Annotated in this window: 16 protein-coding genes and 1 pseudogene; all 17 read left to right on the plus strand. The window is 46.9% G+C overall.

Going from position 1 to position 11,135, the window contains the following annotated elements; translation table 11 throughout:
• A partial coding sequence (locus BN200_RS09690) for a chromosome partitioning protein (protein WP_034989167.1) occupies positions 1-742 on the plus strand: 742 nt, incomplete at its 5' end.
• Positions 739-1,197 carry a hypothetical protein gene (locus BN200_RS05430; RefSeq protein ID WP_019221531.1) on the plus strand — a complete coding sequence of 153 codons (459 nt, stop codon included), beginning with the start codon at positions 739-741 and terminating at the stop codon, positions 1,195-1,197. The genes BN200_RS09690 and BN200_RS05430, both read left to right, overlap by 4 nt.
• Entirely contained in the window at positions 1,194-3,191 is a 1,998-nt protein-coding gene (locus BN200_RS05435; RefSeq protein ID WP_019221532.1) for a transposase domain-containing protein, read from the plus strand. The genes BN200_RS05430 and BN200_RS05435 overlap by 4 nt, the downstream gene beginning before the upstream one ends.
• Before the next feature lie 340 nt (positions 3,192-3,531).
• Complete coding sequence (locus BN200_RS05440) at positions 3,532-4,563, plus strand: AAA family ATPase (RefSeq protein ID WP_019221533.1); 1,032 nt, start codon at positions 3,532-3,534, stop codon at positions 4,561-4,563.
• Positions 4,560-4,823 (plus strand): hypothetical protein, encoded by a 264-nt coding sequence (locus tag BN200_RS05445; RefSeq protein ID WP_019221534.1) that lies wholly within the window; start codon positions 4,560-4,562, stop codon positions 4,821-4,823. Before BN200_RS05440 ends, BN200_RS05445 begins: the two co-directional genes overlap by 4 nt.
• Positions 4,823-5,091: pseudogene (locus BN200_RS05450) on the plus strand (hypothetical protein). Before BN200_RS05445 ends, BN200_RS05450 begins: the two are co-directional and overlap by 1 nt.
• Positions 5,084-5,707 (plus strand): DUF3164 family protein, encoded by a 624-nt coding sequence (locus BN200_RS05455; RefSeq protein WP_019221536.1) that lies wholly within the window; start codon positions 5,084-5,086, stop codon positions 5,705-5,707. The pseudogene BN200_RS05450 and the gene BN200_RS05455 overlap by 8 nt, the downstream one beginning before the upstream one ends.
• Before the next feature lie 8 nt (positions 5,708-5,715).
• A complete protein-coding gene (locus tag BN200_RS05460; protein ID WP_019221537.1) occupies positions 5,716-6,333 on the plus strand; it encodes a phage protein GemA/Gp16 family protein in 618 nt (205 codons plus the stop codon).
• A 6-nt stretch (positions 6,334-6,339) separates the two neighbouring features.
• The gene (locus BN200_RS05465) at positions 6,340-6,753 is read left to right on the plus strand and encodes a helix-turn-helix domain-containing protein (protein ID WP_019221538.1); all 414 of its coding nucleotides are present in this window, start codon (positions 6,340-6,342) and stop codon (positions 6,751-6,753) included.
• 155 nt (positions 6,754-6,908) lie between these two features.
• Complete coding sequence (locus BN200_RS05470) at positions 6,909-7,490, plus strand: glycoside hydrolase family 19 protein (RefSeq protein ID WP_019221539.1); 582 nt, start codon at positions 6,909-6,911, stop codon at positions 7,488-7,490.
• Positions 7,487-7,759 carry a hypothetical protein gene (locus BN200_RS05475; RefSeq protein WP_019221540.1) on the plus strand — a complete coding sequence of 91 codons (273 nt, stop codon included), beginning with the start codon at positions 7,487-7,489 and terminating at the stop codon, positions 7,757-7,759. The genes BN200_RS05470 and BN200_RS05475 overlap by 4 nt, the downstream gene beginning before the upstream one ends.
• 6 nt (positions 7,760-7,765) lie before the next feature.
• On the plus strand, positions 7,766-8,104 hold the full coding sequence (locus BN200_RS05480; protein ID WP_019221541.1) for a hypothetical protein: 339 nt from the start codon (positions 7,766-7,768) through the stop codon (positions 8,102-8,104).
• Entirely contained in the window at positions 8,097-8,309 is a 213-nt protein-coding gene (locus tag BN200_RS05485) for a hypothetical protein (protein ID WP_019221542.1), read from the plus strand. The genes BN200_RS05480 and BN200_RS05485 overlap by 8 nt, the downstream gene beginning before the upstream one ends.
• Entirely contained in the window at positions 8,306-8,620 is a 315-nt protein-coding gene (locus BN200_RS05490) for a DUF2730 family protein (RefSeq protein WP_019221543.1), read from the plus strand. Before BN200_RS05485 ends, BN200_RS05490 begins: the two co-directional genes overlap by 4 nt.
• Positions 8,617-8,973, plus strand: a complete 357-nt coding sequence (locus BN200_RS05495; protein ID WP_019221544.1) for a VpaChn25_0724 family phage protein — start codon at positions 8,617-8,619, stop codon at positions 8,971-8,973. The genes BN200_RS05490 and BN200_RS05495 overlap by 4 nt, the downstream gene beginning before the upstream one ends.
• Entirely contained in the window at positions 8,936-9,517 is a 582-nt protein-coding gene (locus BN200_RS05500; protein WP_019221545.1) for a phage protein Gp27 family protein, read from the plus strand. Before BN200_RS05495 ends, BN200_RS05500 begins: the two co-directional genes overlap by 38 nt.
• A 124-nt stretch (positions 9,518-9,641) precedes the next feature.
• Entirely contained in the window at positions 9,642-11,135 is a 1,494-nt protein-coding gene (locus tag BN200_RS05505) for a hypothetical protein (protein ID WP_425277065.1), read from the plus strand.

The raw sequence follows: 11,135 nt of genomic DNA on the forward strand, positions 1-11,135 counted from the left end.
AGAGAATTTGTTTCGCAATGAATTGTCAGTAATTGACCGCGCCTTGTTTGTGCAGACTTACCGTGAATTATGGGAAAAGAAGTATGGGGAAATTAAGGTTGGTGGAGACAGAAAATCAAAGGGTAAACATTACCCTTTGATCGGTGGTGAGCAATATACAAAGGACAAAGTGGCAAAGGGACAAGTTGTCCCTTTGCCAAATGATGGTTCTTCAGAGCATCATGAAACTGGGGGTGAAGGGGATGAAAAATCAAAAGGACAAGTTGTCCCTTTGATCGGTGGTGATGCAGATTTAGAGCAATTGGGACAAGTTGTCCCTATTTCTTATACAGATGAAGAAAGTGGCAAAGGGACAGTTTTATCTTTTGCCGAACATGTGGCGGACCGTATTGGTTTGTCTTCAAAATCAGTAAGACGTCTTAACAGCATTGCTCAGCATTTACAGCCGGAGTTGCGGTCTGTTTTGCGGGGGACCGCTTTGGCGGATAATCAAGCGCAGTTGTTGAAGTTGGCGAAGATGGAGCCGGTTGCGCAACGGCGGGTGGCGATTGCTTTGCAACAGGTTGAGGGGGATTTACGGCGGGCTGTTGATTTGGTCAATGGGATTAATATACCCCCGAAAGTTAATGAGCAGGAACGGGTTTTTGCTCAATTGTTGGGGGTATGGCAGAGAGCCGATGCACAGACACGGGCGCGGTTTTATGATTATTTGAACAAGCAATCGGGGGAGGAGCAGGCATGAAGACGCGTGGTTCCCATCAACTTGATTTTTTTCAACGTCCGGTTTTTCCCTGTCGTGAACCCGTTGCGCAGATTGATTTAGAGCGGTTTCGCTCACGCATTAAGCGAGCGATGGCGCGGGCTTTACGAGAATGTCGCACTGAGCGCAGTGAGGTTGCAGAGCGTATGGCGCATTATTTAGGCATTGGTTGTTTGAGTAAGGCGAGTTTGGATGCTTATGTAGCGGAAAGTAAGCAGGTGGATATTTCTTTGCCACGTTTTAAAGCTTTTGTACGGGCGACGGGCGCCTTTTGGCTTTGGGATGAGGTGGTGAGTGAGGATGGTTTGCTGTTGTTGCAAGGGGATGAAGCGCGTTTGGCAGAAATTGCAAGATTGCAGCAGGAACAGCGTGAGATTGCCGCACAATTAAAAGCGATGCGTGCGGTTCCGGTTCGCATTAAGAGGGGGCAGCCATGAAGGAATGGTTTAGTATCGCTGAGTTGGCTGAGGCGGCTTTGCCAGGATTGCCGCAAAGTAAGGGCGGATTGCGTAAAATTTTGGCGACCACATGGCGTCATCAAAGTGAATTGATACGTAAAGTTAAAGGCGTTTCTCGTCCTGTTGTGGAGATTCATATCTCTTTATTGCCGGAGGGGGCGCGGGCAGCATTGTTGTTGCGGGAGGGGAGTGTTGATGTTTTGCAAAAGACAGAGGAAAAGAGACAAAAAGAAGCACTTTGGGCGCGTTATGAAGGGCTTTCAAAGGAGCATAAAAGCCGTTGTGAACAGCGTTTGAAGGCACTTTGTTTTTGGGAAGATTTACTCCAAGCTGGTATGGGGGTGCATGATGGAGCAAGTTTGTGCGCGGTGCAGTTTGGGGTGAGCCGGATGTCGCTTTTTAATTGGCGGCAGATGGTTGAAGGGGTCGCGCGCTGTGATTGGTTAGCGGCGCTGGCGCCTTGTTATGGCGAGGAGACTGCTTCGCCGTTTGCGCCCTGCCATGAGGGGGCTTTTGAGGTTTTATGTTCGGATTATTTACGCCCTTCTCGCCCTGCATTTTCGGCATGTTATCGGCGGATGGTTGGGGTTGCGCGTGAGAAAGGGTGGGCGCCTATTCCTTCAGAGCGGGCGTTACGCCGCCGTTTTAAGGCGCAAGTTTCCAAAGCTGTTGTCGCGTTAGCGCGTGAGGGCGAGGAGAAGGCAAAAAAGCTTTATCCCTCCCAACGGCGTGATCGGCGTGCCCTGCATGCAATGGAAGCGGTGAATATGGACGGGCATAAGTTGGATGTTTTTGTGAATGTTCCTTGGGTAGAAAAGCCTGTACGGCTTTATTTGATTGCCATTCAAGATCTTTATTCAGGCAAGATTTTATCATGGCGCTTATCAGATGCTGAGACTTGGGAAATCGTACGTTTGGTGATTGGGGATATGGTGGAGGCTTATGGCATACCAGAGCGTATGACTTTGGATAATGGGCGTGCTTTTACCAGCAAATGGATTTCTGGAGGTGTCTCCAACCGCTTTCGTTTTAAGATTAAGGCGGATGAACCGCAGGGTCTTTTGACCAGTTTGGGCATTCAATTGCAATGGACGACCCCTTATAGCGGGCAGTCAAAACCGATTGAGCGGGCATGGCGTGATTTGGCAGAAGCGATTTCTAAACACCCGTTATGTGCGGGGGCTTATACGGGGAATAAGCCGGATGCGAAACCGGAAGATTATGGTAAGCGGGCGATAGATTTGGAAGAATTCAAAGCCCATGTTGGGGTGCAGATTGTGGCGCATAATGCGCAAGCAGGACGCAAGGCGCTGACATGTGCGGGGCGCAGTTTTGATGAGACTTTTGCAGAAAGTTTAAAGGCAGAAGGGACGATTGTTCGGCAAGCAACCGCGGCACAGAGGGCTTTATGGCTTTTGACTTCAGAGGCATTGCGTACGCAAAAGGGCACAGGCGAGATTCATTTTTATGGCAATCGTTATTGGGCGCGGGCGTTGAATAGCTATGCGGGAGAAAAGGTGATTGTGCGCTTTGACCCGGATCATTTACAGCAAGATTTGCGGGTGTATGATTTGAATAATCAGTTTCTTTGCATGGCGCCTTGCCTTGCAGATGTGGGTTTTTATGATCAGCAGGCAGCGCGTTTGAATGGGCGTTTGCGTAAAGAATATGTGAAGGCAGTTAAAGCAGAAAAGCAGTTGGCGGCAAAACTTGCGCCGGATCAATTGGCGGATGTTTATGCAAAAGTTGCAAGGAGGGGTGATGATGCAAAATCCAAGCGTTCTGTTTCCCCAAAGGTAAGCCGTTTGATGCCAAAGAATGCGGGGAATCTCGCTTTAAAAGCCCCTGATGCGGTTTTAGGGGATGATGAGGCTTTAGAGGAAGAAAAATTTAGTCAACATTTGCACCAAGCTTTAAGACGCCTTTCTGTCTCTGATGAGGGGCGTGAAGTGATCAAGTTTCCTAGAAGATAGGAAAAGAGAGGGGGGGACTTACAAGAGTGCCTATAAGGGGGGCTGGTTTTGTATCGCGTACCAGCTTGAAGCGTTAACAAAGAAAGGGGGGAGGAGAAGTCTTAATCCATTTCAATATTCTCAATCAATACAATTAAGTTTTCAGGTTGTTTTGCCTTAAGAGGTGAGGAGCCATGAAGTTAGCAAGTTCCCCGATGTGTGAGAATAGAGAGGGGGATTTGTCAGGGAGCCGGTTTTGTATCGCGTACGGCTTTAAATGTTCATTGAAGATAAAAGACAAGGGGCAAGTTTTAGCCCTTCCCCTTGTCGACGTCTAAATCAATACAAGAGGGGAATATATATGAAGTACGCGATAAATGCAACCGTTGATAAAAATCCTTGGGAGCGACCAAAAAAACAGCCCGATGGGACAGCACAAAACCGCAATAGTGATGATATTGCTTTATGGAACACGCTTGTGGATTCAGTGATCGCTCTGGCACGGACGAATGGCTGGACTAAAGCAGAAGTGGCGCGGCGTATTGGCATGCCGGATGGCACCTTTTCGCAGTGGTATGCGGGCAGTTATGCGGGGCAATTGGGCAAGCAAAATGCGAAAGTGCAACAATGGGTTGAAGCATTAAAAGAAACGGCAGGGCTTTTGGAGATGATCCCTGAAAAGCCAGCTTTTCAAAAGAACCGTATAGCTTGTGAAATCATTGACACTTTAACACTGGCGCAAAGTACGGGAGATATGGTGATGATTACCCTTGATGCGGGCAGTGGCAAAACGGAAACTTGCCGCTATTACCGCTCGACCCGTCCGCATGTTTATCTGGTCACAGCAAGCCCGTATACACGCAGTGTTCATGGTATTTTGAATGATATGGCAGCAGAATTGGAAGTGGTGGAATATAATCCTGCGCGTCTGACACGTGCCATTGGTAAAAAGTTAGAGCGTGTGGGTGGTGGAACATTGTTGATCGTTGATGAGGCGCAAAATTTAACGGATGAGGCGATTAATCAGTTGCGTCATTTTGTTGATAACAATGGTACGGGGCTCGCTTTGGTTGGCAATGATGAGATTTCGGGACGTCTCGTGCATCGTCAAAATGGTCCTTCTTATGCGCAAATTAAAAGCCGTTTGGCGATGCATTTGAAACGTCGCAAACCTTATAGTGAGGATATTGCGGCGCGCATTCACGATTGGGGGATTGAAGATGCTGGTGCGATAAAGTTTTTGACCGGTATTGGTTTGAAAGCTGGGGCTTTACGGCAGATTGATAAAACCATGATGTTAGCACGCATGGCAGCCCTTGGAGATGGAAGTGAGGTGACGCTTAAACATGTCAAAGCCGCATGGAAAAACCGCAATGTGGAGGAATTGGCATGATGAGCTTAAGCCCTAAGGAATTATCCGATACGCTTATTGGTCTTTATGATGATTATCAATGCGGTTTGGATATTAGCGAAGAACTTAAATTGTGTGTGGATTTGGCTTTATCGCTTGAATTGGAATTGAGTGTTCACCGTTTGGGGGAAGCGGGTGCAGTTTTGGAAGGCCAAGTTTCAGAAGTTTTGAGTGAGTGTGACAGCACTGATGCGGATAAGAGCAATCGTGTGATTTATATGGATTTTGGAGGAGATAAATAATGGAACGGAACCCTTATATGGTGAGAGATTGCTTGATGGCTTTGCGCTCTGGCTTTTTGAAGTATGAGATGGATGGATTTTTTTGCATCCACAAGATGTTCGAGAATTGAATGCGTATTTACGGCGCTTAGCAGGCTATAACCACATTTTAGGTCATGAGCTTATGCGGTGTCGTTGGCAATTGAAAGCGGGATGTGCGCCTTCTTCAGGGGATGTTGTGTCGTTTCGTCGTTTTCAAGAAAAGAAGGAGGAGTTCTGCGATGAATAAACAGATTGAACTTGATGGCACGCGTTATATGAAGGATGCGAAAGGCGCTTTGGTGCCAGTGGATATGATCCGTCCTGCGGATTTGTTGGAAGATGAGACGGTGCGTAAGGTTATGGGGTATGCTAAAGAGCTCTCAGCACGGATTGCGCGTTTTAACAACCATACGATTGCGGATTTGAGTGATTTTGATAATTTGCTTGCGCAAGAATATGGTGTGGCGCGGCGTGGTAAAAAGGGCAATTGTACTTACCAGAGCTTTGATGGTTTGCAGCGTATTAAGGTGCAGGTGCAAGAAAGCTTTGATTTTGGTCCGCAATTGCAAATTGCCAAAAGCCTTCTTGATGAGTGTTTGAATGAATGGTCTGCGGATGCGCGCCCTGAAATCCGTGCGATTATTACGCGTGCTTTTAATACGGATAAGGAAGGCAAGGTGAATCGGGGCGAAATTTTTATGCTGTTGCGCTTGGATATTAGTGATCCCCGTTGGAGGGAAGCGATGCGGGCAATCCGTGAAGCCATCCGTGTGACGACCTCTAAGGAATATGTGCGTTTTTATGAACGAGACACATTAGAAAGCCCTTGGCGTGCGGTCACCCTTGATATGGCGAAGACGTGAGGGAAACCATGTCTTTAGCGGCACTTCATATGGGAAGGCGTGCTTTAGCGCTTGATGATGAAACCTATCGGGCGATGCTTTATCGCCTGACAGGCAAATATTCGGCAAAAGATTTGAGTGTTTTAGAGAAGCGTTTGGTGATGGATGAAATGCGCGCTTGGGGCTTTCAAGCAAAAGCTAAGCTTTTAGAGGGCACATATGCCAAAAAGCTTCAAGCTTTATGGATTGCAGGGTGGAATCTTGGCATCATTCGTGATCGTTCAGATAAGGCGTTGCTTGCCTTTGTGAAGAGACAGACAGGGATTGATCATATTCGATTTTTACGCGATAGCGATGATGCGTGTAGAGCTATTGAGGCGTTGAAAAGCTGGTTGCAGCGTGAGGGTGGGGTTGACTGGAGAGGAAAAAAGATTCAAGATTTTAAGGGGGAAACTCCTAGTATTTCTATTTTGTGTGCCCAATGGAAGCGTTTGCATCCTAGTGTTTTGTTTGATGGGAAAGCGTTTCATCAAAGTGTTATGGCATTAAGTGGTAAAGCTTTGAGCGAGATGGATGGGGGCGATTTTATAAAAGTGATGAATGCTTGGGGGCGGGCTATCCGTCGAGGTATAAAACAAGAGAGATAAGCATGGATGCAGGGTGAAGCTTATAGCCATTTTCCTCTTATTTTGCGTGAGATTGTGACGGTTGCTGGTATGGAAGCGGCGTGGAATATGGTGCGGGCTTTTGGAGGGCGACAAGTTTATCTTCCAGGGCGCGTTGAGAATGCGGATTGGTTGATTGAAATTGTAGGATTTGAGGAGGCAGAGCAACTTATTCGCTATTTTTGTTTTAATGGTTCGGGTGTGCGCCTTCTGATACCTCTTTGTACCAATGTCTCGCGTCGGCAAAAAATGATAAAAGCCTTGCAAAAAGGCTGGTCTGCGGATGATGCGGCGGCTGTTTCTGGTATGCATGTGCGCACAGCCTATCGCTTGAAGAAGAAAATATCTTCTTTGACATCAGAGGATTTTTTATTTCCAGAATTGAATGAGCCTCGTGTTTAATCGCCTTGAGCGTGAAGGACATATTGGTTTTTTGTTGCTGTAAAAGTGTTACGAGGGTGGGGCAAGAAATCAATGACTGACAGTGTCAGGCTTATATGGGGGGCGTGAGATTTCATAAACTGCGGATGAATTTTATTCATTGAGCGGTTTTTTTTATGATTTCAATAGATGCTTCTTTTCTTCATTGCCTTGCGCCTAAACTGGCGCATCATGCACGCCAAGATTATATTATTGTTGAGATGGCACGCTTCTTGCCTAAAGCTTTCTCTTATGGGGCACTCACGACGCGTTTGCGTATTGCGCATTTTTTAAGCCAATGCGCCCATGAAAGTGATGGCTTTTTTACCCTTTGTGAATATGCCTCAGGGCGCGCTTATGAAGGACGGCGTGATTTAGGCAATGTCAACCCTGGTGATGGGGTACGCTTTAAGGGGCGTGGTTTGATCCAATTAACGGGGCGGAAGAATTATCGCCGTTTTACACAGTTTTGGTGCTTAGTCGATGAACAAGCAGTTGATTGTGAAGCTTTTCCAGAAGTGGTGGAACAATTTCCAGCAGCGCTTTGGTCTGCTGTTTGGTTTTGGCAGAAGAAAGGCTTGAACAGGTTTGCGGATCAAGATGATTTGCTCAGCATTACCAAAGCGATTAATGGGGGGAAAAATGGACTTGTTCAGCGTTTAACGTATCTTAATCGGGCAAAAAAGCTTTTAGGGCTTTCATGCGAGGTGACGTCATGAAGCCATCGTATCGGGGGTCTCGGCGTTATTTATGGTGGTCCTTTTGGTTTGCTTGGGGGGTTATTTTTTTGCTGATTTTGGGTGGTTTGTTTGGGGTGCCGCACCTTGTTGATATGGCGGCGATTGCTATTCCTTCTATGGTGGCGATTATTGTTGGGAATTTGGGGGTGCATCGCGGTTTTGGTTCTTTGGATTTTTCCAATAGCAAGCGTTTTAATCCTCCTAAGAGCGGAAAATACGGGTGCAATGATGGTTTATGGATGGGGTGAAGGTGAATGTTTAATCCTGCTTTAAAGCTGTCTTTTGGGGTGCTTTTTTTTGCGCTTTTCCTTTTCACGTTGTTTGGTTGGATGAAGGGGCAAATTTTAAAAGCAGAACAAGCGCGTGATGTGTATTGGCGCTTGGAGATTGCCAAGGCTTCTTTACAGGCACAGCTTGAGCAAAATCGGCAAAGGCAAGCGGCTCAGGCAGCTGCGTATCAAGCACAAATGACAATTTCTACTTTAAGACAAGAGCTTATCAATATGGAGAAAGCAAATGGGGCATTGCCGGTTAATCGCTGTGGCCTTGGGGTTGAGCGTGTGCGCTTGCTCAACAAGCAAGCCAGTGAGTAATCTTTTTTATCACTCTTTATCGGTTGAGTTGCCGGCACTTGCACAGGAAACCTGTGAGCGGCCATCCTTGTTGCCAGAGCGTGCTTTGAATGGGCAAGAGGTTGTACGCTATTGGGGGCGTGATCGTGCGGCTTTATTGATCTGCGAACAGCGCAGAAAAGCTGCTGTAAGAGCGGTTTTAATGAAGTCAAGGAGGGGTTCGTGAATTTAGATATCAGTGTGGCCAATGGCTGGCTTTCGTTGTTGTTATCCATTGTTGCGATTTGTGGTGTTTTGAAAGCCTATTTTTCTTCTGGTGCACGGGAAACGTTAAAAGAGGTCGTTGTGCTTAAAGAGCGTATGCAAAAGTTAGAGACGGAGATGGATTTTTTGCCTGATCGTGATGCCATGCAAAGGTTGGAAGTGAATATAGAACGCTTAAATGGGCGTCTTAATACGTTTTCTGCACAGTTGCAGCCGGTGGCAGCCATAGGTGAGCGCTTGCAAGAGTTTTTATTGGAGAATGCCAAGAAATGAAAGCAGATATGGATAAAATCATCCGTGAAGAAGCGCGGTTGATTATTTTAAAAGGGCTTGCTTGTGAGCGCAGCGAAACGTTATCGAGTGCGATGATTGAGCGGCTTTTATACAGTTATGGTATCCGGCGTGATCGCGATTTTGTGCACAATGAACTGGCTTTTATGGAAGAGCAAGGCGCTGTTACATTAAAATGTGTGGGGTCTGTTTTGCTTGCGGCTTTAACAGAACGGGGGGCGCGTCATTTAGATCGGAGTTTTTCCATTGAGGGGATTAAGCGTCCCAAACGTTCATCCATAAAAGACGAGGTGAGGGATGCGCAAGGTCGGGCGTGGGCGCTTAACGGCGATTGATTTATTGCCACAAGCTTGTGATCAAATTATTGCAGAGGCGGCTGAAGCTTTAAATGGGCGTGAAAAGACGCAAAAAGCCATTTATGATGAATTTAAAGCGGCTTTGAAGGCTTTAAAAAAAGAAACGGGTCTCAATTTTTCCATTCCCTCCTTTTCGAGTTTTAATCGTTATTCTTTGCGGCTCGCGGTGATGTCACGCCGCTTAGAACAAACGCGTGAAATAGCAGCAAGCCTTTCACAGCGCTTTGATGCCAAAGCTTCTGATAATATTACTCTGTTAACAGCTGCAGCGATTAAAGAGCTTATTTTTTCCACGTTAAGCAGTGGAAAAAGCCTTTCGCCAAAGGCTGCCCAAGAGTTGGCCAATGCGCTTAAAGGGGTTTTGGCTGCTGAACATTTATCGACTACCAGACGGCAAAGATTAGAGAAGGATTTTACAAGCAAGGCAAGTAAAGCGGTTGAGGTGGCAGCGGCAGCAGCGGGGCTCTCAGAAGAGACGGCGCGGGCTATTCGCGCGCAGGTGTTGGGGATAAAACATGGTTGAAGGGCGTGAGACTTTTGAACAGACTCCTTTAAACAATGATGCAAATGGTGATCGGTTGGGTTTTGTTCTTTGGCAGACAAGTGCTTTTCCAAAAGAGAAAGATCCCTTAGCTGAAGGGGTTTTGATGGCGCATCAACGGGCATGGATTGAAGATAAATCCCCCTTAAAGTTGGTTGAGAAAGGGCGCCGGACCGGCATTACTTTTGCAGAGGCTTTAGATGATACGCTGATTGCGGCGGCAACGCTTAAAGCAGGGGGCGATAATGTTTTTTACATTGGTGACACCAAAGAAAAGGGGCGTGAATTTATTGGCTATGTGAGCAATTTTGCGAGGGCACTTACCAGCCACAGTGGGGCTGTGGAAGAATTTTTATTTCCAGATCAAAAAGAGGATGGGTCGACAAACTATATCTCTGCTTATCGGGTACGCTTTGCTTCGGGGTTTCGTATTGAAGCGCTTTCAAGCCGCCCTGAAAATATCCGTGGTCTCCAGGGCATTGTGGTGATTGATGAGGCAGCGTTTCATCAAGATGTGCGCGCTGTTTTAGATGCGGTGAATGCTCTGTTGATTTGGGGCGGTAAAATCCGTGTGATCTCAACACACAATGGGGTGCTTAATCCTTTCAATGAACTGATCCGTGAGGCGCGCACAGGCAAAATTCCTTTTTCTCTGCATCGTTACCCCTTTAGTGTAGCGGTTAAAAATGGCTTGTTTAAACGGGTTTGCGCCATGAAGGGGGAGGGTTGGAGTTTAGCTTCCCAACAACAATGGGAGAAACAAATCCGCGCCTCTTATGGGGTGCGTTTGAGTGCTATGCGGCAAGAATTGGATGCCATACCGGCTGATCAAGAAGGGGCAGCTTTAACGCGCTTGCAGATTGAAAATTGTTGTGCGCCAGATATTGCGGTGCTGCGTTTTGCTTGTGCGGATGGTTTTAAAAACCAATCGGATGATCAACGAAGCCAAGCGGCGTTTTCTTGGTGTGAGCAGCATGTAAAGCCTCTGCATGTTCGGCTTGACCGGCGGCGTCAACATGTTTTTGGGGTTGATTTTGCGCGCAGCGGTGATGCCACCTCGATTGTGGTGCTGGAAGTGGGACAAGATTTGGTACGCCGTGTGCGGTTTATGGTGGAATTGCGCAATATGCCGTTTGATCAACAAAGAGAGATTTTATTTTATGGGGTTAGTGGATTGCCACGTTTGTTAGGGGGCGCGTTAGATGCGCGGGGCAATGGGGCTTATTTAGCCGAAAAAGCAGCGCAGCGTTATGGGGCGTGTGTGCAGGAAGTACAATTGTCGCAAAGTTGGTATAGCAAAGAAATGCCGGCTTATTTAGAAGCCTTTGGGGATGGGTCCATTGTTTTGCCGCGCGATAGTGACATTGTGGCGGATCATCAGGCGCTTGCTTATGTCAATGGCATTGTGAAAATTCCAGACAATCATCGTTTTAAAGGCAGTGATGGTTTTATGCGCCATGGAGATAGTGCTATTGCTTGCGCTTTGGCTTATTTTGCCAGCCGCCAGACGCCGGAAATTTACGAATATACGCCTGTGAGAGAGGTTTATGGTTTTGATGACAATCCGCTCTTTTTGACAACAAGATCAAAGATTTATTGA

The sequence above is a fragment of the Bartonella senegalensis OS02 genome (assembly GCF_000312545.1).
Lineage (GTDB): Bacteria > Pseudomonadota > Alphaproteobacteria > Rhizobiales > Rhizobiaceae > Bartonella > Bartonella senegalensis.

Bases quoted from the DNA above. Each gene is read 5' to 3' on its own strand.
- BN200_RS05505 (WP_425277065.1), top strand. From the start codon at position 9,642: ATGGCGCATCAACGGGCATGGATTGAAGATAAATCCCCCTTAAAGTTG.
- BN200_RS05500 (WP_019221545.1), top strand. From the start codon at position 8,936: ATGCGCAAGGTCGGGCGTGGGCGCTTAACGGCGATTGATTTATTGCCA.
- BN200_RS05475 (WP_019221540.1), top strand. From the start codon at position 7,487: ATGAAGCCATCGTATCGGGGGTCTCGGCGTTATTTATGGTGGTCCTTT.
- BN200_RS05440 (WP_019221533.1), top strand. From the start codon at position 3,532: ATGAAGTACGCGATAAATGCAACCGTTGATAAAAATCCTTGGGAGCGA.
- BN200_RS05445 (WP_019221534.1), top strand. From the start codon at position 4,560: ATGATGAGCTTAAGCCCTAAGGAATTATCCGATACGCTTATTGGTCTT.
- BN200_RS05465 (WP_019221538.1), top strand. From the start codon at position 6,340: ATGCAGGGTGAAGCTTATAGCCATTTTCCTCTTATTTTGCGTGAGATT.
- BN200_RS05470 (WP_019221539.1), top strand. From the start codon at position 6,909: ATGATTTCAATAGATGCTTCTTTTCTTCATTGCCTTGCGCCTAAACTG.
- BN200_RS05495 (WP_019221544.1), top strand. From the start codon at position 8,617: ATGAAAGCAGATATGGATAAAATCATCCGTGAAGAAGCGCGGTTGATT.
- BN200_RS05435 (WP_019221532.1), top strand. From the start codon at position 1,194: ATGAAGGAATGGTTTAGTATCGCTGAGTTGGCTGAGGCGGCTTTGCCA.
- BN200_RS05430 (WP_019221531.1), top strand. From the start codon at position 739: ATGAAGACGCGTGGTTCCCATCAACTTGATTTTTTTCAACGTCCGGTT.
- BN200_RS05480 (WP_019221541.1), top strand. From the start codon at position 7,766: ATGTTTAATCCTGCTTTAAAGCTGTCTTTTGGGGTGCTTTTTTTTGCG.
- BN200_RS05455 (WP_019221536.1), top strand. From the start codon at position 5,084: ATGAATAAACAGATTGAACTTGATGGCACGCGTTATATGAAGGATGCG.
- BN200_RS05460 (WP_019221537.1), top strand. From the start codon at position 5,716: ATGTCTTTAGCGGCACTTCATATGGGAAGGCGTGCTTTAGCGCTTGAT.